At 64.9% G+C, this 21255-nt stretch carries 24 protein-coding genes; 11 read left to right on the forward strand and 13 right to left on the reverse strand.

What is annotated here, in order from left to right; translation table 11 throughout:
* The first annotated feature begins 14 nt into the window (after nt 1–14).
* From LCM4577_RS23800 to LCM4577_RS23815, 4 genes are read left to right on the forward strand one after another with little or no spacing between them, the layout of a single operon-like run.
* Nucleotides 15–1655, forward strand: coding sequence for a N,N-dimethylformamidase beta subunit family domain-containing protein (locus LCM4577_RS23800; RefSeq protein ID WP_041000751.1), 1641 nt, complete (start codon nt 15–17; stop codon nt 1653–1655).
* A gap of 2 nt (nt 1656–1657) precedes the next feature.
* Nucleotides 1658–3040 carry an aspartate aminotransferase family protein gene (locus LCM4577_RS23805; RefSeq protein ID WP_071073726.1) on the forward strand — a complete coding sequence of 461 codons (1383 nt, stop codon included), beginning with the start codon at nt 1658–1660 and terminating at the stop codon, nt 3038–3040.
* A 13-nt stretch (nt 3041–3053) separates the two neighbouring features.
* Nucleotides 3054–3548, forward strand: coding sequence for a GNAT family N-acetyltransferase (locus LCM4577_RS23810; RefSeq protein WP_071036091.1), 495 nt, complete (start codon nt 3054–3056; stop codon nt 3546–3548).
* Between the two features lie 2 nt (nt 3549–3550).
* Nucleotides 3551–4579, forward strand: a complete 1029-nt coding sequence (locus LCM4577_RS23815; RefSeq protein ID WP_071036092.1) for a histone deacetylase family protein — start codon at nt 3551–3553, stop codon at nt 4577–4579.
* Here the strand turns inward: LCM4577_RS23815 and LCM4577_RS23820 are convergent.
* From LCM4577_RS23820 to LCM4577_RS23835, 4 genes are all read right to left on the reverse strand, one after another.
* On the reverse strand, nt 4576–5841 hold the full coding sequence (locus LCM4577_RS23820) for a cysteine desulfurase-like protein (RefSeq protein WP_071073728.1): 1266 nt from the start codon (nt 5839–5841) through the stop codon (nt 4576–4578). The two genes, LCM4577_RS23815 and LCM4577_RS23820, sit on opposite strands and share 4 nt — an antisense overlap.
* A 35-nt stretch (nt 5842–5876) precedes the next feature.
* A complete protein-coding gene (locus tag LCM4577_RS23825) occupies nt 5877–6944 on the reverse strand; it encodes an aldo/keto reductase (RefSeq protein ID WP_071073730.1) in 1068 nt (355 codons plus the stop codon).
* Between the two features lie 119 nt (nt 6945–7063).
* Nucleotides 7064–7522, reverse strand: a complete 459-nt coding sequence (locus LCM4577_RS23830) for a hypothetical protein (RefSeq protein ID WP_082037062.1) — start codon at nt 7520–7522, stop codon at nt 7064–7066.
* 91 nt (nt 7523–7613) lie between these two features.
* Entirely contained in the window at nt 7614–7832 is a 219-nt protein-coding gene (locus tag LCM4577_RS23835) for a hypothetical protein (RefSeq protein ID WP_131803326.1), read from the reverse strand.
* Between the two features lie 76 nt (nt 7833–7908).
* Between LCM4577_RS23835 and LCM4577_RS23840 the strand changes: the two genes are divergently transcribed.
* Entirely contained in the window at nt 7909–8073 is a 165-nt protein-coding gene (locus LCM4577_RS23840; RefSeq protein ID WP_082037063.1) for a DUF1127 domain-containing protein, read from the forward strand.
* A 60-nt stretch (nt 8074–8133) separates the two neighbouring features.
* Here the strand turns inward: LCM4577_RS23840 and LCM4577_RS23845 are convergent, their stop codons facing one another.
* Nucleotides 8134–8640, reverse strand: coding sequence for a DUF1993 family protein (locus tag LCM4577_RS23845; RefSeq protein WP_071073732.1), 507 nt, complete (start codon nt 8638–8640; stop codon nt 8134–8136).
* A 142-nt stretch (nt 8641–8782) separates the two neighbouring features.
* Here LCM4577_RS23845 and LCM4577_RS23850 point away from each other — a divergent pair, with 142 nt between their 5' ends.
* Nucleotides 8783–9832: a DUF1176 domain-containing protein gene (locus LCM4577_RS23850; protein ID WP_071073734.1), complete on the forward strand. Its 1050-nt coding sequence runs from the start codon at nt 8783–8785 to the stop codon at nt 9830–9832.
* A gap of 15 nt (nt 9833–9847) precedes the next feature.
* Here LCM4577_RS23850 and LCM4577_RS23855 read toward each other — a convergent pair whose 3' ends face one another.
* From LCM4577_RS23855 to LCM4577_RS23885, 7 genes are all read right to left on the reverse strand, one after another.
* Complete coding sequence (locus LCM4577_RS23855; RefSeq protein WP_071073735.1) at nt 9848–10729, reverse strand: alpha/beta hydrolase; 882 nt, start codon at nt 10727–10729, stop codon at nt 9848–9850.
* A gap of 33 nt (nt 10730–10762) precedes the next feature.
* The gene (locus LCM4577_RS23860) at nt 10763–12379 is read right to left on the reverse strand and encodes an NTP transferase domain-containing protein (protein WP_071036097.1); all 1617 of its coding nucleotides are present in this window, start codon (nt 12377–12379) and stop codon (nt 10763–10765) included.
* Entirely contained in the window at nt 12376–13080 is a 705-nt protein-coding gene (locus LCM4577_RS23865) for an XdhC family protein (RefSeq protein WP_071036098.1), read from the reverse strand. Before LCM4577_RS23865 ends, LCM4577_RS23860 begins: the two co-directional genes overlap by 4 nt.
* A gap of 5 nt (nt 13081–13085) precedes the next feature.
* Nucleotides 13086–13424 (reverse strand): XdhC family protein, encoded by a 339-nt coding sequence (locus tag LCM4577_RS23870; protein WP_040981220.1) that lies wholly within the window; start codon nt 13422–13424, stop codon nt 13086–13088.
* Between the two features lie 62 nt (nt 13425–13486).
* Nucleotides 13487–14737 (reverse strand): VWA domain-containing protein, encoded by a 1251-nt coding sequence (locus LCM4577_RS23875; RefSeq protein ID WP_071073736.1) that lies wholly within the window; start codon nt 14735–14737, stop codon nt 13487–13489.
* Nucleotides 14738–14742: 5 nt separating this feature from the next.
* Complete coding sequence (locus tag LCM4577_RS23880; RefSeq protein WP_041008673.1) at nt 14743–15666, reverse strand: MoxR family ATPase; 924 nt, start codon at nt 15664–15666, stop codon at nt 14743–14745.
* Nucleotides 15667–15695: 29 nt separating this feature from the next.
* A complete protein-coding gene (locus LCM4577_RS23885; protein WP_071036107.1) occupies nt 15696–16190 on the reverse strand; it encodes a flavin reductase in 495 nt (164 codons plus the stop codon).
* Nucleotides 16191–16382: 192 nt separating this feature from the next.
* On the opposite strand from LCM4577_RS23885, the gene LCM4577_RS23890 reads away from it, so the two are divergent.
* Entirely contained in the window at nt 16383–17453 is a 1071-nt protein-coding gene (locus LCM4577_RS23890) for a branched-chain amino acid ABC transporter substrate-binding protein (RefSeq protein WP_116390143.1), read from the forward strand.
* Nucleotides 17453–18469 carry a P1 family peptidase gene (locus tag LCM4577_RS23895; protein ID WP_071073739.1) on the forward strand — a complete coding sequence of 339 codons (1017 nt, stop codon included), beginning with the start codon at nt 17453–17455 and terminating at the stop codon, nt 18467–18469. Before LCM4577_RS23890 ends, LCM4577_RS23895 begins: the two co-directional genes overlap by 1 nt.
* Here LCM4577_RS23895 and LCM4577_RS23900 read toward each other — a convergent pair whose 3' ends face one another.
* Nucleotides 18470–18727 carry a DUF2171 domain-containing protein gene (locus LCM4577_RS23900; RefSeq protein ID WP_040982323.1) on the reverse strand — a complete coding sequence of 86 codons (258 nt, stop codon included), beginning with the start codon at nt 18725–18727 and terminating at the stop codon, nt 18470–18472.
* Between the two features lie 297 nt (nt 18728–19024).
* Between LCM4577_RS23900 and LCM4577_RS23905 the strand changes: the two genes are divergently transcribed.
* The 3 genes from LCM4577_RS23905 to LCM4577_RS23915 form a co-directional block, all read left to right on the forward strand.
* The gene (locus LCM4577_RS23905; RefSeq protein WP_116390144.1) at nt 19025–19438 is read left to right on the forward strand and encodes a hypothetical protein; all 414 of its coding nucleotides are present in this window, start codon (nt 19025–19027) and stop codon (nt 19436–19438) included.
* 62 nt (nt 19439–19500) lie between these two features.
* Complete coding sequence (purB, locus tag LCM4577_RS23910) at nt 19501–20808, forward strand: adenylosuccinate lyase (protein WP_071073741.1); 1308 nt, start codon at nt 19501–19503, stop codon at nt 20806–20808.
* Between the two features lie 240 nt (nt 20809–21048).
* The coding region (locus LCM4577_RS23915; RefSeq protein WP_131803507.1) for a hypothetical protein at nt 21049–21255 on the forward strand (207 nt) is incomplete at its 3' end.

Below are 21255 nucleotides of genomic sequence, written 5' to 3' on the forward strand. Positions count from 1 at the left end.
ATCTCAGGTGTTCCTTGACGCAACTGCCCACCGAATTTCCCGACTTCGGACTGACGCCCGAGCAGCGCCGCGAAGCGGTGCGCGGCCACTATTACGAATGGCCGGGAATGGATGGCTCCGGCGGTGAGATCTGGTGTTACAGCGACCGGTTTTCCTATCATCCGGGCGAGACGGTGACGCTTTTCGTCAGCGCGACGGCGCCGCAATTCAGCCTTGCCGTCATCCGCGACGGCAACAGCGAAACCAAGGTCTTCGAGGGAGCTGGCCTGTCGGCGCGCTGGCAGGATACGCCCGACCAATGCTCGGTCGAAGGCTGCGGCTGGGAGGCTTCGTTCGAATTCCGCATCGGCGACGACTGGCCGTCCGGCGCCTATCGCGTCACGCTTCTTGCCGACGGCCGCGACGGCAATCCGATCCGCAGCCACCATCTTTTCATCGTAGCGCCCTTGCCCGGTCGCAAGCCAGGCCGCCTGCTGCAGGTCGCCGCCACCGGCACCTGGACCGCCTACAACACCTGGGGCGGCTCGAATCATTATCAGGGCATCACCGGCCCGAACCGCGACCAATATGCCACGACGGTATCGACGCAGCGCCCCTGGTGCCGCGGCTTCGTCGTGCTGCCCCAGGACGCGCCGCGCGTGCCGCTGGACGTCGCGGTGCCGCCGAAGACCGTGCCGCGCTATCCGCATATGGAGTGGGCCTTCGCCACTGGCCATTCGAAGAAATACGCCTCTTCGGGCTGGGCGAGCTACGACAGCCATTTCTTCCGCTTCGCCGAGCGCGCCGGTTATGCGATTGATCTCGCCAGTCAGCACGAGCTCCATTTCTCGCCCAACATCCTCGATGGCTATGATTGCGTCGTCTTCGTCGGGCACGATGAATACTGGACCTGGGAGATGCGCGACGCCGTCGACAATTACGTCGAGCGCGGCGGACATGCGGCGCGCTTCGCCGGCAATTTCATGTGGCAGACGAGGCTGGAAGACGAAGGCCGCCGCCAGGTCTGCTACAAATACAAGGCGCGCGCGGAGGACCCCGCCTATCGCGGCGGCAACGTCACCCGCGCCACCAACTCCTGGGAGGCGCCCGAGATCGGCCGCCCGGGCAGCGCCACCTTCGGCCTCAACGCCACCAGGGGCGTCTATGCCGGCTGGGGCGGCTGCGCGCCGCGCGGCGTGCGCGGCTTTCCGGTCTACCGTCCGGAGCACTGGGCCTTCGCCGGCACCGGCATCTATTATGGCGACCTGCTCGGTGCCGACAGCCATGTCTATGGCTATGAGGTCGACGGCCTGGATTTTGAAATCCGTGGCGGCCTGCCCTACCCGACTGAAACCAGCGGCGCGCCGGATGGCCTGCAGGTGCTGGCCGTCGGCATGGCGAGCCAGGTCGAGGAAAGCGCCGACATTCCGATCGAGGATCAGTTCCTCACCGACGAGGACGGCCGCTTCACCGCCGAGACGCTTTTCGGCGAGGCGAGCGACGCCAATCTCGAAAAGGTCAAGCGCGGCAACGGCATGATCGTCAATTTCCCGCGCGGCAAGGGTGAGGTCTTCCACGCCGGAAGCTGCGAATGGGTCGCCGGCCTGCTAAGGCAGGACGCGATGGTCGAACGCGTGACCAAGAATGTTCTCGACCGCTATCTTGGAAAGTCCTGACAATGCCGAAGTCCCAAGCCAAGCCCTCGCCCGAAATCGAAGCGCGGCCGCCGTCGCATCTATTCTATCTGTCGAGCCTGCGCCGGCCACTCGTCGACCGCGCCGAGGGCATCTATTTCTGGACCAAGGACGGCCGCCGCTTCATCGACGGCTCGAGTGGGCCGATGGTCGCCAATATCGGCCACTCCAACCGTAACGTCCTCGACGCCATGAAGCGGCAGATGGACAAAACCACCTTCGCCTACCGGCTGCATTTCGAGAACGAGCCGGCCGAGGAGCTCGCGCGGGAGCTTGCCGGCAAGCTGCCTGAAGGCATGGACCGCATCTTCTTCGTCTCCGGCGGCTCGGAAGCGACCGAGTCCTGCATCAAGCTCGCCCGGCAATGGGCGGTCGCCACCGGCCAGCCCAAGCGCTGGAAGGTGATCACCCGCTTCCCTTCCTATCATGGCGGCACGCTCGGCTCACTTTCCATCACCGGCGATGACGCGCTGGCCGAGACCTTCACCCCGATGATGAAGGTGATGCCGACCGTGCCGGCGCCGACGGCCTGGCGCGACCGCGATAACCTGTCGATGGAACAGCGCGGCCTCCGCTATGCCGACATGCTGGAGGAAAAGATCCAGTCCGAAGGCCCGGAAAGCGTTCTGGCCTTCATCATGGAGCCGGTCGGCGGCGCCGCAACGGCTGCGCTCGTCGCGCCCGACAGCTATTATCCGCGCATCCGCGAAATCTGCGACCGCTACGGCATCCTTCTGATTCATGACGAGGTAATGAGCGGGGCCGGCAGGACAGGCAAATTTCTCGGCGGCGACCACTGGAATTGCAGGCCGGACATCGTCGCGCTCTCGAAGGGGCTGGGCTCGGGCTATGCGCCGCTCGGAGCGCTGGCCGCGCCGATGCGGCTGGTCGAGCCGCTGCTTGCCTCGGGCGGCTTCCAGCACGGCCACACCTATGCCGGCAATCCGCTGGCCTGCGCCGCGGGCCTTGCCGTGCTTGGCGAGATGGACCGGCTCGATCTCATCGCCAACGCAGCCGCCATGGGCGACGTGCTGATGGCGGAGTTGAAGGGCTTGCAAAAGCGCTTCCCCTTCATCGCCGACGTGCGCGGCAAGGGCTTGCTCACCGGCGCCGAAATGGTCGCCGATCCGGAGACATTGAAGCCGATCGATCCGGCCCTGAAGGCAACACAGCGCCTGCTCGACCACGCCTATGCGCGCGGCCTCATCATCTATGGCCGCAAGGTCAAGGGCGGCGTCGACGGCGACAATTTCATGGTGGCGCCGCCGATGATCATCACCAGAGAGCAGATCGGCGAGATGATCTCCATCATCGGCGATTCGCTGGAGGCGCTGGCGCAGGAACTCGACCTGCCGATGGAAGGGTGATGAAGGTGTTTTGATGCCGGCACCGGTCACCCTCCGCCCCGGTCGCATCGACGACGTCGAAACCATCCACGGCGCCCTGCTGCGCCTCGGCACCCATATCGGCGCGCATCAGGAAATCACCTCGACGCCCGACGACCTTCGTCGCTACGGCTTCGGCGAAAGGCCCGCCTTCTCGACCCTGATCGCCGAGATCGGCGGCGAATTCGCCGGGCTTTGCCTGCATTTTCCGATCTTCTCGACCTGGATGGGCCGACCGGGCGTCTATGTGCAGGACCTTTACGTCGAGGATCGCTTCCGCGGCCGCCGGGTGGGCGAAAGGCTGCTGCGGCGCGTCGCGAAAGAGTGCCGCGCGACGGGCGGCGCCTATCTGAGGCTCTCCGTCGACACCGACAACGAAACCGCCAAGGCCTTCTATGAGAAACTGGGCATCGGCTGGTCGAGTTACGAGCAGGTGCAGAAGATCGTCGGCGACGCTTTTTTCGCCTTTGCCGACACGCCGGAGGAATGACGATGAAAGCCTTCTATGCCGAGGAACAGAAACGCCATGATCCCAAGGCTTTCCTCTCCAGCGGCGCGCCGCAGCCGAACCCGGAAAAGCCGGAGCGGATCGAAAGATTGTTAGCCGGCGCAAGATTGGCAGGATTGACGGTCGAACGCCCGAGGAATCATGGGCTTGGTCCGGTCGCGGCGGTGCATACGCCTGAATATCTCGACTTCCTCGAGCACATTTTCACGCGCTGGCAGCGCATCGAAGGCGCATCGGCGGAGGTGATCCCGAACATCCACCCGATCGCCCGCAACGGCTCCTATCCGGCCACGGCGGTCGGCCAGGCCGGCTACCACATGGCCGACACCGCCTGCCCAATCTCGGCCGAGACCTGGAACAGCGCGTTGTGGAGCGCCTGGAGCGCGGTGGAAGCCGCCGAAGCGGTGATGGCCGGCGCGCCGTCGGCCTATGCGCTCTGCCGCCCGCCGGGCCATCACGCCTTCGCCGATGTCGCCGGCGGCTTCTGCTTCATCAACAATTCGGCCGTCGCGGCTCAGGTTCTCCGCAAGAATTCCGCCCGCGTCGCCATCCTCGATGTCGACCTGCACCACGGCAACGGCACGCAAGGCATCTTCTATGCCCGTCCCGATGTGCTGACCGTCTCGCTGCACGCCGATCCGGTGCGCTTCTATCCGTTCTTCTGGGGACATGCCGACGAGCGCGGCGAAGGTCCCGGCCTCGGCTACAATCTCAACTTGCCGCTGCCGCGCAAATCCGGCGACACGGCCTTTCTCGAAGCGCTGGCGACGGCCTTCCAGCGCATCCGCGCCTTCGCGCCGGAAGCGCTTGTGGTGGCGCTCGGCCTCGACGCTTTCGAGGGCGATCCGTTCGGTGGCCTGTCGGTGACGACGCCGGGCTTCTCGCGCATCGGCGAGGCGATAGCCGGGCTCGACCTGCCGACGGTCATCGTCCAGGAAGGCGGCTATCTCTGCGATGCGCTCGGCGACAACCTCACAGCCTTCCTGACCGGTTTCGGCGGCAAGAAAGACTAGCGCTGCTGCCTCAGCATCGCGATCACGCGATGCGCGCTTTCCAGCGTCTCTCCGATCTCGGCAGCCGTGTTGTAATGCGCGATGCCGATGCGCACGACGCCCTGCTCGGCCGGAATGCCGAGTTGGTGGACGACCTCCCACGCATAATTGTGGCCTGACCAGACAAAGATGTTCTCGGCATTCATCTGCCGCACGATCGTTTCCGGCTCGATGCCCTCGACGGTGAAGGAAATGGTCGGCACCCGCTCGGCGAGACGCTCCGGATCGGTGATGCCGTGGATGACCAGGCCCTCGATGTCGGACAGGCCCTCGATCAATTGCCGGGCAAGCGTGTTCTCGTAGGCGATCGAAACCTCGAACGCCTTGGCGATACGCTGCCGGCGTGAGCCGCCCTCGCCGGCGGCAGCGCCGATATCTGCGAAATAGTCGATTGCCGCCGTCAGCCCGGCCATCAGCTCGATCTGCGGCGTGCCAAGCTCGAACCGCTCGGGCAGGACGTTCGAAGAGCAGCGGCATTTGTACGGTTTCAGCGCGTCGATGACATCGCGGCGGCCCCACAATATGCCCATATGCGGCCCGAAGAATTTATAGGCCGAGCAGATGAGGAAGTCGCAGCCAAGTTCCTGCACGTCGATCAGCCCATGCGGCGCGAACTGCACGGCATCGACATAGACCAGCGCGCCGGCTTGTTTAGCTGCCGCCGTCAGCGCCTTCACCCGGTTGATCGAGCCGGTGAGGTTGGAGGCATAGTTCAGCGCGACGAGGCGCGTCTTGTCCGAAAGCAGCGCCTTGAGCGCTGTCTCCTCCACCTGCCAGCTCCGCTCGTCGAACGGCAGGAAGCGCACGACAAGGCCGAGATCCTCGGCGAGCTGCAACCAGGGCGAGACATTGCCTTCATGGTCCATGCGCGTGACGATGATTTCATCGCCGGGATTCATCGTGCGGCCAAGCGTGCGCGACATGTGATAGGTCAGCGTCGTCATGTTGGCGCCGATGACGATCTCCTCGGCACTCGCAGCATTGAGGAAATCGGCCATCGCGGCATGCGCCCCATCGACCGCCTTTTGGGCCGCAAGCGTGGTCTCAAAGAACCCACCCAGGTTCGCGTTGGTCGAGAGCAGGCAGCGCGACACCGCGTCGRCCACCGTCAGCGGCACCTGCGTGCCGGCGGGATTATCGAGATAGATGCGCCGGCGCCCTTTATCGGTCAGCGAGAGCGCCGGAAACTTGCCGCGCACGGCCTCGATCGGAAAATCTGCCATCTTCTCCACCCCTTTGTTTTGCAAACGATTCCCGCTCAAGGGCACGGATTGCCGACACGCTGGTGGATGGCATCGACCGCCTTCTGCATCTCTTCCGTCCAGGTGACGTCGACCGAGGACAGCGCCATCTCGAGCTGCGCGATGGTGGTCGCGCCGACGATATTCGCGGTCACGAACGGCCGGCTCRCCACATAGGCGTTGGCGAAGAGCGCCGGCTCCATGTCGAAGGAACGCGCCAGCTCGGTGTATTGAAGCAGCACTTCCGCCGCATTCGACGTCTCGTAGCGCTGGCCGCGGTTGAAGAGCTGCGAGCGCGAACCCTGCGGCCGCGCGCCATGATCGTATTTGCCGGTGAGATAGCCCTGCGCCAGCGGCGAATAGGGAAGAAACGCGATCTCCTCGCGCTCGCAAACCTCGGCGAGGTTCACCTCGAACGTGCGGTTGACGAGGTTGTAGGCGTTCTGCAGCGAGGCGACGCGTGGACCCGTGCCCTTCTCGGCTTCGAAGACGAAGCGCATGACGCCCCAGGAGCTTTCGTTCGACAGGCCGAGATGGCGGATCTTTCCGGCCTTCACCAGTTCATCGAAGACGGCGAGCGTTTCGGCGATCGGCGTCTCGTCTCCCGGAGCACCTGCCGCATCCGCGCGCCGCGCCACCGCTCCCACGCGCGTCGGATTCGAGCCCCACGGAATATCCCGGTCCGGCCAGTGGATCTGATAGAGGTCGATGTAGTCGGTGCCGAGCTTGGCCAGCGATTTCTCGACAGCGTCGAAAATGTCGGCGCGCACCAGCTTCGACGGACGATCGCCGCGGAACCACGCGTTGGCCGTGCGGCCGACGACCTTGGAGGCAAGGATGACCTTGTCGCGGTTGCGATTGGCCTTCATCCAGCTGCCGATGGTCTTCTCGGTCCGTCCTTGCGTCTCCGCCTTGGGCGGGATCGGGTAAAGCTCGGCCGTGTCGATGAAATTCACGCCGCGCGAGAACGCCAGATCCATCTGGGCGTGGCCCTCGGCCTCGGTGTTCTGCTGACCCCAGGTCATCGAGCCGAGGCAGATTTGCGAAACAAGGAGGTCGGTCCGACCGAGGCGGCGTTTATGCATGGGGGTTCTCCGGCGGGAGGTCTTGCGCGGGCTGCGCGGGGAGGAAATTCAAGCATAAAGCACAGGCCGCGGCTTCTCCAAGCCCCTGCGGCCATCGACTTTTTAAGGATTCAGCGCGGCTACCGACGTGTTGCCGCCAAAGCCCGCCGCTTGGCCTCGTCGATCAGCATGTTGGCCACCTGCATGCGGATCATGGCGCGCTGGCGCAGATGCGGCGCGACCCGGTCCGGATGGTTGGCGAAGGCGAAGTTGCGGCGGATGCGGCCGAAATCGGCGTTCTTGGCCGGACGGTCGAGGCCGAGCTCGCCGGCGATCGCTTCGGGATCGATCGGCGGCAGCTTCTCCTCAGGCCGGTGTTCTTCGCCGGCCAGCGTCAGTTTCGCCTGGTCGAGCAGTGCCGCGAACTCAGCCGCAAGGTCGGCGCCCGACTCGCGATATTCGGCGGCGACACTCTCGCCGGCAACCTTGATGCGGCCGGAATGCAGCTCATCGGCCACGGACAGATAGTCGAAGGGAATAGATGGCCGGGCGCCCTGCTCCTCGCCTTTCTCCGAGGCGACGATCAGGTCGTCGAGCAACGAAGCGAAATCGAGCTTGGTCCCGGTACCGATCTCAGCCTCCCCTGTGATGACGGCATGCGTTGATGCCGCCGAACATAGGGCGCTGTCGTTAAAAATGAATGCTGGCGACACTGACAATTGGCGGCTTTGCGCTCGGAAAGACGGGAAAAAGCCGGACTGCATTTTCTGGCAGCCCGGCAGGGTCGCCAGGAGTGGCGAGGAAAAAGCCGGCCATGAGCCGGCACCGGTCCCTACGATCGAGCCCACCGGAAAGTTTCACGGAAAAATCGATTGTGGCGGAAAAAATTTCATCCGGCATGGCAGCCATGCAATTGCTGCACTGCACAATCTTAGCAAATCACCTATATCGTGATGTCGGGAGGACCAACAGGGGCAATTGAGTCATGGGGTTCTTCACTGAAATGTTCGCTCGGCCGAGGCCGCAGGAACACCAGCGTTACCGTGCGGCGCTCGCGCTTCTGAACGCGATGAGCAATGCCGACCGCGCCGATATCGGCATCAAGCCTGCGGATTTTCCGCGCATCGCGCGTGAAATGTCGATCCGCTGAGGCCGCGCTGAACCAAAGAGGTTTCCCGGGATGCCGGGAAACCTCCAACCGGTTCAAAAGTCAGCGATTTCCGAGGAAAGTCTGCTTGCCGAGCGGCACGCCATTGTGGCGCAGGATGTCGTAGGCCGTGGTAACGTGGAAGTAGAAATTCGGCGTCGCCACGTTGAGCAGGTACTGCAGGCCGGGCAGCGTGGTCTCGCGACCGCCAAGCCTCAATTCGATCGTCCTGTCTTCCGATCCTTCCAGATCGGCCGCCGTAAACGTCGCCAGATGATCAAGCGTCTTGGCGATTCGGGCCTGCAGCTCGGCGAAGCTCGCTTCATTGTCCTCGTATCTCGGCACCTCGCGGCCGGCCAGCCGCGACGGCGCGCCCTTGGCATGGTCGGTGGCGGTCTGGACCTGCCTGGTCAGCGCGAACATGTCGGGCGCCAGCCGCGCGGTGAGGAACACCTGCGGATCGATCTTGCGCTCGCCGGCATTCTGCTCCGCCGCGGTCAGGACGCTGGCTAGCGCCTTCAGCCTGGCGGCAAACACGCCGACCGATATGTCGTACATGGAAATGGTCACGGGCAATCTCCCCATGCGGCCCCAGCGCCGCGGGCCGTGACCTAGCGCCTCCCGCCACGATTCTTCAAGCGGCCCTGCCCATGGCGTCACCACGCCGCCGCAATCGCCATGGTAGTATTTTCGTTACCGAGCGGAGGATTCGATGAAAAGAGCCGTTTTCGCAGCGACCGTCTTTTTTTCAGTGGCCGGCTTCACGCAATCGGCGCTCGCGGCGGATGCGCCCTATATCGATGACCGGTCAAGCGCCGATGCGGTCGTCCGTTCGCTCTACAGCGCCATCAATCGCCACGAATTCGCCCGCGCCTGGGGCTATTTCGGCGACACGAAGCCGGCAAAGGACTTCAACGCCTTCGTCAAGGGTTATGACGGCACCGACAGCGTTGAAGTCAAGACTGGCGCCGTGTCGAACGAAGGGGCGGCCGGCAGCATCTATTACAGCGTCCCGGTCGCCATTCAGGCAACCGACAAGAAGGGCGAGGCCAAGATTTTCGCCGGCTGCTACACGGTCCGCCAGGTCAACGCGCAGATCCAGGAGCCGCCCTTCCAGCCGATCTTCATCGACAAGGGCACGCTGAAGCCGTCGACCGAGGATTTCGACAGCGCCGTGCCGGCAAGCTGTGGCGACGGCCCTCCGCCGCCGAAGAAGGACGAGGCGCTGGAACAGGCCAGGAAAGCCTTCCTCGCTACCTATGGCGACCAGTGCGACAAGGAGGATCCGAACGGCAAGCCGATCGGCGAGCCCGAGGCTTACTCCATCCACTACAAGGACAAGGACGCCCAGCCCAACGACCCGGAGCGCGAGACGCGGCTGTTCCGCTTCTTCTGCTCGATGGCCGCCTATAACGAGACGGCGGTCTACTACATCGCCGACGATGTCAACGGCGTGACCCAGCTGCAATTCACCGAGCCGGACCTCGACATCCGCTACGAGAACAACAACAGCGAAGGCAAGGTCGAATCGATCCACATCATTGGTTTCAAGACCAGCGGCTGGGCGACCAACTCCGACTATGACGACAATACCAAAACCATCACCACGTCCAACAAATGGCGCGGCGTGGGGGATGCCTCGTCATCGGGAACCTACCTGTTCCGCAACGGCGATTTCTCGCTCGTCCAGTATGACGTCGATGCGTCCTATGACGGCGAGATCAACCCGCAGACGGTCATCGACTACAACACCGCCCCTTGAACGCGGAACCGTTGATCAGGGCGCTTTCGTCAGCATCCAGTTCAGCGCGCCGCGCCAGTCGACCATGCGGATCGGCGTGCCGTGCGTGCCGGTCTCGAAGCGCACGAAACGGGTCGGGTAAGACTTCTTGGCCAAGATCGAGCGGAAGAAGGCTTCCTGCTTCTCCACTGGGAAGACCACGTCATGGCTGCCCTGGCCGAAGAAAACCGGCACGCGGCGCTTGAAGGCGGGGCTGGTCAAGAAGCTGTCGTCCCATAGCGAGCCGAGCAGCAGCAGGCCGTTGATGCGGCTGCCCGTGTCCTTTCGATCCGCCAGCTTCCAGCAGATCATCCCGCCCATCGAACCGCAGGCGACGAATATCTTCGCGCCCGGCGATTGTTGGGCATAGTGACCGATGAGCGCCGCGACCTGCGCCGCGCCCTTGTCGCCGAAATCGGGGAAATCGGGCGACAGATAGAGGCCGTTATTGGCGGCCATCAGGTTCTTGATACGGTTGAAATTGCCGCCGAAGGTGAAGTCGTCGACGCCTTGCTTGCGGCTGCCGCCTTGCCCGTGCAGGTAGAGCACGATGATGGAGGCGCCTTCCGTCCTGCCGACCGCGACATGCCTGATATCGCCGGCGTCGGTCTTCAGCATCAGGTCCTGCTGCACCTTGCGCACACCTGGGTCGGTGTATTGCGCACGCACGCGCTTTTCCGGCACCTCGTCACGCTGGTTGATGTCGCGCATCTCATGATAGTCGAGGACGGTGTAGGCGCCATTGTCGCCGGTCGAGAGCGCCGCCGGATAGGCGAACAGGTCGTCCTTGAACGGTTTCAGAGAAAGCGTCTGGCTATGGGCAGCCTGGACGGCAAAACCGATTGCAACGAGCAGGGCGAAGAGGAAGCGGAAAAACATGCCTAGAGGCATGCGAAATTCGGCTCTGCTTTGTCAATCCTGCAGAACGCCGCCCGCCCCTTCCAGCGCCTCGCGCGTGTCGACATCGATCGCGGCGCCCTGCCCGATCTCGACATCGATCACATCGAGTCCCTCGGCCTCGACCAGATGGCGCGCGCCGGTATCGCCCTCGAGCTGCGCGACGGCCGCGAAAAGCGATCGCGGCAAAAGCACCGGATTGCCGCGCTTGCCCTGATGCGAGGCGCGCACTACGGCGTGACCGCCGGAACGGCGGAACGCATCGATCAGGCTGTCGAGGTCCTTCGACGAGACGCCGGGCATGTCGCCAAGCACGATCATGGCGCCGGCCGCGTCGGGCGCGACCTTGGCGATGCCCGCCTTCAACGACGAGGCAAGGCCGTCGGCGAAATCGGGATTGTCCGCGAGTTCCACCTCGAGCCCGCCAAGCGCCGAACGCACGCGTTCGCGCTGGTGACCAGTGACGACGATGGTGGCCGCGGCCTTCGAGCCCAGCGCGCGGGAGGCGGTACGGCGGACCAGCGGCTCGCCGTCGAACAGCGCCAGAAGCTTGTTCGGCCCACCCATGCGGCTCGACCGGCCGGCGGCCAGCAGCACGATATCGACTTTCAGCGCCGACCTCGCCGGTTGCGGCGCCGGCTCGCGCGGCTGCGGCCTGGTCGGGATTTCCATCAACAGCCCGCCGACGCCCATGCCGGCAATATCGCCTGCTGTCACCTCGAGCCCGGCAACCAGGCGATCGAGCACCCAGTCGAAGCCGTTCTCCTTCGGGCTGCGGGCACAGCCGGGCGCGCCGACGACGCGCTTGCCGTCCAGCGTCCCCAGCACCAGCAGATTGCCGGGATCGACCGGCATGCCCGCGCGGACGACCGTGCCGCCTGCGCGCTCGATCGCGGCCGGCACGACATCGGCGAAGTCGCTCATGGCCGAGGCCCCGAAGATCACCACCATATCGTTGTCGCGCGCCAGCTGGGCTGCGGCCGCCGCGACCGGCGCAATCTCGTGCGGCGTGCGCCGCTCGGCCGTCAGCCGGCCGCCGGAACGCGCCAACCGCGCCTCGGTGACGCGCAGCGTCTTGTCGAGCACGCTCGGCTTGACGCCTGGAAGCACCGTCTGAATGACGCCGACGGTGACGGGGCGATAGGCGTTGACGGCAAATATCTCACGACCGCCGCAGATCCTCACCACGCTGTCCACCAGGCTGGCGGCGACGGCGAAGGGAATGATCTTCACCGTCGCCACCATCTGGCCCTTCTCGACCGGCGCATGCTGCGCCAGCGTCGCGATGGTGATGGCCGGATCGACGGCATTGATGGCATCGATCATCCCGGCATCGACGGTAAACACGCCTGAGGCACCCGCATGCAGGTTCACCCGCCCGGTCGCGGCCGGCTTGACCTCGATGTTGCGATGACTCATGGCGGCGGCGATCTTCGCGGCGGCGGCGTCCTCGCCGAGATCGTCCTCGGCGAGCACCGCGGCGACGACCTCGCCGATGCCCGCCGCCTTGAGCGCCGCGATATCCTCGCTGCTCAGCCGGTGCGCTTTGCGGAACCGTTTGTCGCCGGCGGCGGTCGCATGCGCCAGCACCGCCCCTTCCGCCTCATCGATCGGAACCGGCCCGAATTTCACGCCACGGCGCCTTTTGCTTCGAGGCCGCGCGAGCGGAAGGCGTGGATGGTTTGCGCCAGGACGGCGACGGCGATCTCGGCCGGACTGGCCGCGCCGATGTCGAGGCCGATCGGCGCATGGATGCGGGCGATCTGGTCGGCGCCGGCGCCAAGCGCCAGCAGGCGTTCGACACGTTTGGCGTGGGTTTTGCGGCTGCCGAGCGCCCCGACATAGAAGCACCGGGCGTCGAGCGCCGCCTTCAGCGCGAAATCGTCGATCTTCGGATCATGGGTGACGGCGGCAAGCGCGGTATAGCTGTCGAGCGGCGCGCGCTTCAGCACATCCTCCGGCCATTCGGCATGCAGCGCGACGTCCGGAAAGCGCTCCGGCGTGGCAAACGCAGTGCGCGGATCGATGATCTCGACGGGATAGCCGGCGATCCTGGCCATCGGCGCCAGCGCCTGGCTGATATGCACCGCGCCGATCACCACAAGGCGCGGGCGCGGCAGATGCGCGTTGAGGAAGAAGGTCCGCCCTTCCGCTTCCACCGACCGCGAATTGCCGGTGCGGAACGCATTGGCGATCGCCGCCCCAAGATCGCCCGCAACCTGGTCGCCCTCGCGCACGATGCGGTCGCGGCCATCGCCAAGGTCGGTGACAAGCACCGCGGCGCGGCGGGCGCGGCGTTCTTCGTTCAGTGTCTTCAGGACATACGGATCCACGACGGTCAGCCCAGCCTTTCGACATAGACCTTGATGCGGCCGCCGCAGGACAGCCCGACCTGCCAGGCGGTTTCGTCGGCGACGCCGAACTCCAGCATCTTCGCCTTGCCGCTGTCGATGACATCGATCGCCTCCGTCACCACGGCGCCCTCCACGCAGCCGCCGGAGACCGAACCATGGAAGTTCCCCTCGGCGTCGATGACAAGATGGCTGCCGACCGGACGCGGCGCCGAACCCCAGGTCTCGACCACGGTCGCGATGGCGACATCCTTGCCGTCCTTCATCCAGCCTTCCGCGATGATCAGGGGATCGCGGGCCTCGTCGAGATAAATGCTCTCATCCATCGTCGCTTCTCACAAAATCGGTTTTTCAGGGGAACTTCAGTTCCCCCTAAGGAAACATATGGCTACGCGGCACGCCTCCCGCCAGTTTGCAGCCAGCGGCGCGGGTCTACCGCGGCTGCCGGGTGCTGGTCGAGCGAGGCGCAGAGATCGGCCAGCGCATCGAGATTGTGCACCGCCCGGAACTCGTCGACATAGGGCAGCATCGCCTTGACGCCGCGCGCGCGCGCCTCGAAGCCGTCGAAGCGCAACAGCGGATTGAGCCAGATCAGCCGCCGGCAGGATTTATGCAGCCGCTCCATCTCCTGCGACAGGCCGGCGACGTCGTCGCGCTCCAGCCCGTCGGTGATGAGAAGCACCACGGCGCCCTGCCCCAGCACGCGCCGCGACCACAGCCGATTGAATTCGGCAAGTGTATCGCCGATGCGTGTGCCGCCCGACCAGTCCTTCACCGCCGCCGAGCACTCGGCCAGCGCCTCGTCCGGATCGCGATGTCGCATCTGGCGGGTCAGGTTGGTCAGCCGGGTGCCGAAGACGAAGGCATGCACACGGCGACGCTTCTCCGTCAGCGCGTGCAGGAAATGCAGGAAGATGCGCGTGTACTGGCTCATCGAGCCGGAAATATCGGCCAGCACCACCAGCGGCGGATGCACTTCGCGCGGCGAGCGGAATTTCGGCAGGATAAGCTGGCCGCCGGTGCGCGCAGCCGAACGCATCATCGCGCGCGGGTCGATGCGGCGCCCCTGCGCGTCGGCCTTGAAGCGCCGCGTGCGGACGAGATCGAAGGGCAGCCGCAAAGCCGCGATCGCCTTTTTGGCTTCGGCCATCTCCGCCGCATCCATCTGGGCGAAATCCTTGCCCCGCAGCACCTCGTTGCCGGAAAAGGTGAGGCGCGCGTCGACTTCGATCTCCGGCACCTCTCGCATCGGCTGGTTCTTGTGGTGGCCTTCGAACATCGCCTGGCTGACGCGGTTTTCGGCCACCCGCGGCTTCTGCTTTTCAGCGTTGTCCGGCGCGATCGGCGAAAACATCGCCAGCAGCTTCTCGATCAACTCGCGCGATTTCCAGAACAGGCGGAAAGCCTCGTCGAAGACCGGATGATCCTCGTGCCGCGAGACCAGCACCGCATGCAGCGTCCAGTAGAAATCGTCACGCGAGCCGATGCCGGCGGCAAGCACCGCCTCGATGGCGTCCTTCACCGAGGCCGGGCCGACGCGCATGCCGGCCTTGCGCAGCGCCCGCGCGAAATAGACGATGTTGTCGGCGATGCGCCCATCGGCTGTCGCCTCCTTGGGTTCTAGGCGCGGCGACGGCATCGCATCTACTCCGCCGCCGACAGCTCGGCCTTCACCTCATTGAGGATGCGCCGGCCCTCGCCCTCGCCGATACGGGCAATGTCGTCCTGGTATTTCAAAAGCACGCCGATCGTGTCGGACACGGTCTCCGGATCAAGCGCCACCTTGTCGAGCTCGGTGAGCGCGCCGGCCCAGTCGATGGTCTCGGCGACGCCGGGCGCCTTGAACAGCTCGACCTGGCGCAGTTTCTGGATGAAGGACACGACCTCCGCCGACAGCCGGCGGTTCGCCTGCGGCACCTTACGCCGCACGATCTCCAGCTCGCGCTCGGCGTTCGGGTAGTCGACCCAATGATAGAGGCAACGCCGCTTCAACGCGTCGTGGATCTCGCGCGTGCGATTGGTGGTGATGATGACGATCGGCGGCTCTTCCGCCTTGATCGTACCGAGTTCAGGGACAGTCACCTGGAAGTCCGACAAAATCTCGAGCAGGAACGCCTCGAACGCTTCGTCGGTGCGGTCGAGCTCGTCGATCAGGAAGACCGGGGCGGCGCCAGCCTTGCCGGTCAGCGCGTCGAGCACCGGGCGGCGGATCAGGTATTTCTCGGAAAAGACATTGCGCTCCATGTCGGAGCGCACGACCTTGCCCGCCGCCTCCTCCATGCGGATTTCGATCATCTGAGCGGCGTAGTTCCACTCATAGACGGCCGAGGAGACGTCAAGCCCCTCATAGCATTGCAGGCGGATCAGCCGGCGGCCGAGCGCGTCGGCCAGCACCTTGGCGATCTCGGTCTTGCCGACGCCCGCCTCGCCTTCGAGGAACAAGGGCCGCTTCATGCGCAGCGATAAAAACAGCACGGTCGCCAGCGAGCGGTCCGCGACATAGTCCGCGCCGGTCAAAAGATCGAGCGTTTCGTCGATCGATTTCGGCGCGGGGCGCGGCGCGGTCATCTCGTCTCCGTGGATCCCGCCCGCCCGTTTCAAAGAACGTGATAGCCGCGGTTATGGTAGATCAGCGGCCGCAAATTATCGCCGATGCGCAGGCCTGTCACCTTACCAAAAAGCACACGGTGGGTGGCCAAATCCTTGGCATCGATGATCTCGCAGTCGAACACGGCAAGCGCGCCTTTCAGGGTCGGCGCGCCGGTCGAGATCACATCCCACTCGGCCAGCGCGAAGCGCTCTTCCGCCGGCAGGCCGGTGACGCCGGAAAAGCCGACCGATACCGCTTCCTGATCCGAGGCGAGTGTGTTCAGCGCGAACTTGCCGTTCTTGACGAAAGCATCGTTCTTGGCGTTCTCGCGGTTGAGGCAGACCAGCACCGTCGGCGGGGTGTCCGAGACCGAACAGGCGGCGATCACCGTCGCGCCCCGTTTGCCGCTGGGCCCGTCCGTCGTCACCACATGCACATGGCCGGCAAAATGCGCCATCGCATCGCGATAGTGCTGCGGCCCGATATCGTTGATCTTCAGCACCCGATAATCCACCTGTCGAAACCAGCTCGTTATATATGGCGGCATATTGCACGCCACAAGTTGCAGTGCACGGGCGAAGTGCTTGACTGCAATCCGCAAATTCGCGTGTTGCGCGGCGCTTAGCCAGCCTTTAGGCATTTCCTGGAATAGTGTCGGGACTGTATTCCCGGCATGGAGGATCTCTTAGCCCGAATGCGTCTCCTCACGACGACATCAGCCGCGCTGTTCTGGCTGTCGCTGGCCGCGAGCGCCGACGCCGAGATGGTGATCGGCGTCGCCGCTCCGCTTTCCGGTCCGTCGGCTATCCTGGGCAAGCAGATCGAGGCCGGCGCAGGCATGGCGGCGGAAGCAAACGGCATCGCCATCAAGGTCGTGGACGACGCCTGCACCGCCGACGGCGGCGCCGCGGCGGCAAAGGAATTCGTCGACGCCAAAGTCAATGTCGTGGTCGGCTTTCTCTGCACCGAGGCGATCGAGGCCGCGCTGCCCACCCTGAAGGATGCCAACATCGCGGTCATCACCGTCGGCGTGCGCACCGAAAGCCTGACCGACCGGCGCGCCAAGACCGGCTGGCCGGTCTACCGGCTCGGCCCGCGCGGCGACGATGAGCGCAACGCCGTTGCCGCCAAGCTTACCCAGCTCTGGCGCGACGACCTGTTCGCCATCGTCGATGACGGCACCATCTATGGCCGCGAGATGGCCGAGACCTTTCGCGCCGCGGCCGAGCAGGCTGCCTTGAAGCCGGTCTTCGTCGACACGTTCCGGCCGCAGCTCGACAACCAGATCGGGCTGGTCGGCCGGCTGAAGAAGGCCGGCGCAACAAAAGTGTTCGCTGGCGGGGACGGCGACGACATCGCGATCATGGGCCGCGACGCCGCCCAGCTCGATGTCGGCATCACCTTCGCCGGCGGCGAAAACCTGCGCACACCGCCCGGCGATGTGCCCTATCCCGTCGGCACGCTGATGATCGCCACGCCGGAATGGTCGGAGGTTGCCGATCCAAAGGTCGTGCAGGCTTTTGCCGCGAAGAACATCGCGCCGGATGGTTATACGCTGCCGGCCTATGCCGCGGTCGAGGTCGCCAAGGCCGCGCTGGCCGGCGCGGAAAGCTCCGGTCAGCCGCTCGCCGAAGCGCTGACTGGCCATGATTTCGCAACCGCGATCGGCACCGTCCGCTTCGACGACAAGGGCGATCTCAGCCAGAACCCGTTCCGCGTCTTCCGCTTCGACGGCACGCATTTCGTACCGCTGGAGGACAAGTGATGTTCCGCACCGGGCCGCGTAATCTCATTACCGACGTTGACGGCCTCCGCATCGGCAATGCCGCCGACGCCAGGCTGAAATCGGGCGTCACGGTTGTGCTGTGCGACGAGCCCGCGGTTGCCGGCATCCAGGTGCTGGGCGGCGCGCCGGGCACGCGCGAAACCGATCTGCTCGAGCCGCAGAACTCGATCGCGACGATCCATGCCGTCGTTCTGTCGGGCGGCTCCGCCTTCGGCCTCGACGCCGCTTCGGGCGTGCAGGCGGCGCTGCGCGAGAAAAACATCGGTGTCGAGGTTGGCGGCTTCCGCGTGCCGATCGTGCCGGCCGCGATCCTGTTCGACCTGCGCAATGGCGGCGACAAGGATTGGGGTCGCTATCCGCCCTATCGCGAACTCGGCTATGAGGCCGTGCAGGCGGCAACCGGCGATTTCGCCATCGGCACGGCTGGCGCCGGGACCGGCGCGCTGACCTCCGGGCTGAAAGGCGGGCTGGGCTCCGCCTCGACCGTGCTCGACAGCGGCGTCACCATCGGCGCGCTCGCCGCCGTCAATCCGACCGGCTCGGTGACGGTCGGCCGCAGCCGCCATTTCTGGGCTGCCCCCTTCGAGATCGGCGACGAGTTCGGCGGCCTGGGCTATCCCGCCCAGATGCCCGAGGACGCCCGGGAGATCCTGCTGAAATACCGCGACCGGAGCGTCGGCGGCGAGGTCGAAGGCGGCAGCACCACCATCGCCGTCATCGCCACCGACGCCGTCCTGAGCAAGGCCGCGGCCAAGCGGCTGGCAATTTCGGCGCATGACGGCTTCGCCCGCGGCATCTGGCCGACGCACACGCCGGCCGACGGCGATCTGGTCTTTGCCCTGGCGACCGGCAGGAGCGGCATCGAGCTCGGCGCCGATGCCGCGATCGACCTGTTCGCGGCGGCTGGCGCCACAATGGCGCGTGCGATCAGCCGCGGCGTCCATGCCGCGACGCCGGCCGCGGGTGATTTGTTCCCTGTGTGGTCGTCGCGCTGATCAGGTCGGATCGGACTTTTCTTCCTCGAAGGTGACGGCGACATCCGAATTCGCGGAGAGCCATACCTTCTGCCCGTCGATCTCCGCGACCAGGGCAAGCGAGATGTAGTGGTGATGGCCCTTATGCGAGCCCATGCCGCTGTCGGCCTTGGTCAGCTTGATCCGGTCACCCTCGACCTTGTCGACGGTGCCGATATGGACGCCATCGGCGCCGATCACTTCCATATGTCCGCGTATCTTGCTGATGTCGGTGCTCATGCTGGTCCTCCGCTGGATGGCGATTTGCCCTTTCGGATGCGAGACGACCGACAATAACAAATGAACGCCGGATTGGATGCATCGCACGGCACGTCTCGTTCACCATGGCGTGATAGGCATGACGCCGATGAGACAGATGACGCCTAGCCTGCCCGGTCGCGCGACGCGCGATGGGATTTGCCACCTATGACGCCGTTGCAGCAAGTCCCGTTGCGCCGCGGCCTCATGGATCGGCTCCGTCCCGCAATTCCTTCGGCAAGCGAGGCTGCTGTCGGAACCTTGCTCTGGGGCACAGCCATGGGTGCCAGCGCGCTGGCAAATCTTCTGCTGGCCGCCTGGGAGACACCCGACAGGATCCGGTTCGTTGCGCTGCTCTATGGTCTTGGCGGCTTGCTTGCCTTCCCGGTTGGGCTGACGCTGGCAAGGCTGGTTTCTCGCGGCCGTAATTGGGAAACGGCCTTCGCCGCGGCGTTCGTGTCGCTTCTGGCGGCAACGCTCGCCTTCACCGGCGGCCTGTTCGCGTTGCAGTATCGCTCCTATTATGCCGAGTGGCACGCACCGGCGTTGACGCTGACCTGGGCGTTCGAGTTCGCCTTCACGCTGCTGACCGCGCTCTACCAGTTCGTCGTGCTTGGCGTGCGGCTCTATTTTCCGCTGGGTTTTGCAGCGCTTGTCGGGGTCAGCATCTGGTTTGCGCGGCGGCGGCGTTGAGCATCGGGCCCGCCTCTGTTAGGACGCGGCCAGCGCTTATCTAGGCAGGACTTAAAAAACGAATGATCCCTCGCTATTCCCGGCCGGAAATGGTCGCCATCTGGTCGCCCGAAACCCGCTTCCGCATCTGGTTCGAGATCGAGGCGCATGCCTGCGATGCGCTGGCGGAATTGGGAGTCATCCCGAAGGAAGCGGCAAGGACCATCTGGGAAAAAGGCGGCGCGGCCAAATTCGACGTCGCCAAGATCGACGAGATCGAGCGCGTCACCAAGCATGACGTCATTGCTTTCCTCACCCACTTGGCCGAATTCGTCGGGCCGGATGCCCGCTTCATTCACCAGGGCATGACCTCGTCGGACGTGCTCGACACCTGCCTTGCCGTGCAGCTGACGCGGGCCAGCGACATCCTGCTTGCCGACATCGACGCCTTGCTGGCGGCGCTGAAGCGCCGTGCTTTCGAGCACAAGGATACCGTCACCATCGGCCGCAGCCACGGCATCCATGCCGAGCCGACCACCTTCGGCGTCAAGCTGGCGCAGGCCTATGCCGAGTTCTCGCGCTGCCGCGAGCGGCTGGTGCACGCGCGCGAGGATATTGCGACCTGCGCCATCTCCGGCGCGGTCGGCACCTTCGCCAACATCGAGCCTTATGTCGAAGAGCATGTGGCGGCAAAGCTCGGGCTGAAGCCGGAGCCGGTATCGACCCAGGTCATTCCGCGCGACCGCCATGCCATGTTCTTTGCGACCCTCGGCGTCATCGCCTCGTCGGTCGAACGCCTCGCCGTCGAGATCCGCCATCTGCAGCGCACCGAGGTGCTGGAAGCGGAAGAGTATTTCTCGCCAGGCCAGAAGGGCTCGTCGGCCATGCCGCACAAGCGCAACCCGGTGCTGACCGAGAACCTCACCGGCCTTGCCCGGATGGTGCGGTCGATGGCGCTGCCGGCCATGGAGGATGTGGCCCTCTGGCACGAACGCGACATTTCGCATTCCTCGGTCGAGCGCATGATCGGACCGGATGCGACGGTGACGCTGGATTTCGCGCTGGCGCGTCTGACCGGCGTCGTCGACAAGCTGCTCGTCTATCCCGAGAACATGGAGAAGAACCTCAACAAGTTCCGCGGCCTGGTGCATTCGCAGCGCGTGCTCTTGGCGCTGACGCAGGCCGGCCTGTCACGCGAGGACGCCTATCGCCTGGTGCAGCGCAACGCCATGAAAGTCTGGGAGCACGGCGCCGATTTCCTGGAGGAACTGCTTGCCGACAAGGACGTGACGGCGGYCCTCTCCGAAGCCGATATCCGTGAGAAATTCGACCTCGGCTACCACACCAAGCATGTCGACACGATCTTCAAGCGGGTGTTTGGGGAGGCTTGAGGTCGAGCAACGACGTCCGTCAGCGCCAAGCTGGAACACCCCTCATCCGTCTTGTCGCTTTGCGACAAGCCACCTTCTCCCACAAGGGGAGAAGGGGGAATCTGGCGCTCACTCCTCAGTCAATCACCAGCGTTTGCGATTGGCAGTGGCGCCGGCGAGTTCTCCCTTCTCCCCTTGTGAGGGCTTTGCACAGAATCGGATCAGTGATTCCATGCGGATATCCGGCAAGGAGGATTCGCGATGGTCGATCGAGTGCTTGGTCAGTTGAGCCTGGCGGACGGTTTTGCGTCGGCGGATGAGACGATCTTCGACCTGGTAGCGAAGGAACTGGACTGGGCGCCGATCCGAACCTTGCTTGGTCAGCGCAGCGGTCCCGGCTCCGGCAACACCAGCTATCCGGCCGAACCGCTGCTGCGCTGTCTCTTGCTGGGCGTGTGGCATGGGCTG

This window comes from Mesorhizobium sp. LCM 4577 (assembly GCF_001854795.2).
GTDB classification, from domain to species: domain Bacteria; phylum Pseudomonadota; class Alphaproteobacteria; order Rhizobiales; family Rhizobiaceae; genus Mesorhizobium; species Mesorhizobium plurifarium.

Bases quoted from the DNA above. Each gene is read 5' to 3' on its own strand.
- LCM4577_RS23805 (WP_071073726.1), top strand. From the start codon at position 1,658: ATGCCGAAGTCCCAAGCCAAGCCCTCGCCCGAAATCGAAGCGCGGCCG.
- LCM4577_RS23810 (WP_071036091.1), top strand. From the start codon at position 3,054: ATGCCGGCACCGGTCACCCTCCGCCCCGGTCGCATCGACGACGTCGAA.
- LCM4577_RS23815 (WP_071036092.1), top strand. From the start codon at position 3,551: ATGAAAGCCTTCTATGCCGAGGAACAGAAACGCCATGATCCCAAGGCT.
- LCM4577_RS23835 (WP_131803326.1), bottom strand. From the start codon at position 7,832: ATGGCTGCCATGCCGGATGAAATTTTTTCCGCCACAATCGATTTTTCC.
- LCM4577_RS23840 (WP_082037063.1), top strand. From the start codon at position 7,909: ATGGGGTTCTTCACTGAAATGTTCGCTCGGCCGAGGCCGCAGGAACAC.
- LCM4577_RS23850 (WP_071073734.1), top strand. From the start codon at position 8,783: ATGAAAAGAGCCGTTTTCGCAGCGACCGTCTTTTTTTCAGTGGCCGGC.
- LCM4577_RS23855 (WP_071073735.1), bottom strand. From the start codon at position 10,729: ATGTTTTTCCGCTTCCTCTTCGCCCTGCTCGTTGCAATCGGTTTTGCC.
- LCM4577_RS23870 (WP_040981220.1), bottom strand. From the start codon at position 13,424: ATGGATGAGAGCATTTATCTCGACGAGGCCCGCGATCCCCTGATCATC.
- LCM4577_RS23875 (WP_071073736.1), bottom strand. From the start codon at position 14,737: ATGCCGTCGCCGCGCCTAGAACCCAAGGAGGCGACAGCCGATGGGCGC.
- LCM4577_RS23880 (WP_041008673.1), bottom strand. From the start codon at position 15,666: ATGACCGCGCCGCGCCCCGCGCCGAAATCGATCGACGAAACGCTCGAT.
- LCM4577_RS23890 (WP_116390143.1), top strand. From the start codon at position 16,383: ATGCGTCTCCTCACGACGACATCAGCCGCGCTGTTCTGGCTGTCGCTG.
- LCM4577_RS23895 (WP_071073739.1), top strand. From the start codon at position 17,453: ATGTTCCGCACCGGGCCGCGTAATCTCATTACCGACGTTGACGGCCTC.
- LCM4577_RS23900 (WP_040982323.1), bottom strand. From the start codon at position 18,727: ATGAGCACCGACATCAGCAAGATACGCGGACATATGGAAGTGATCGGC.
- LCM4577_RS23905 (WP_116390144.1), top strand. From the start codon at position 19,025: ATGGGTGCCAGCGCGCTGGCAAATCTTCTGCTGGCCGCCTGGGAGACA.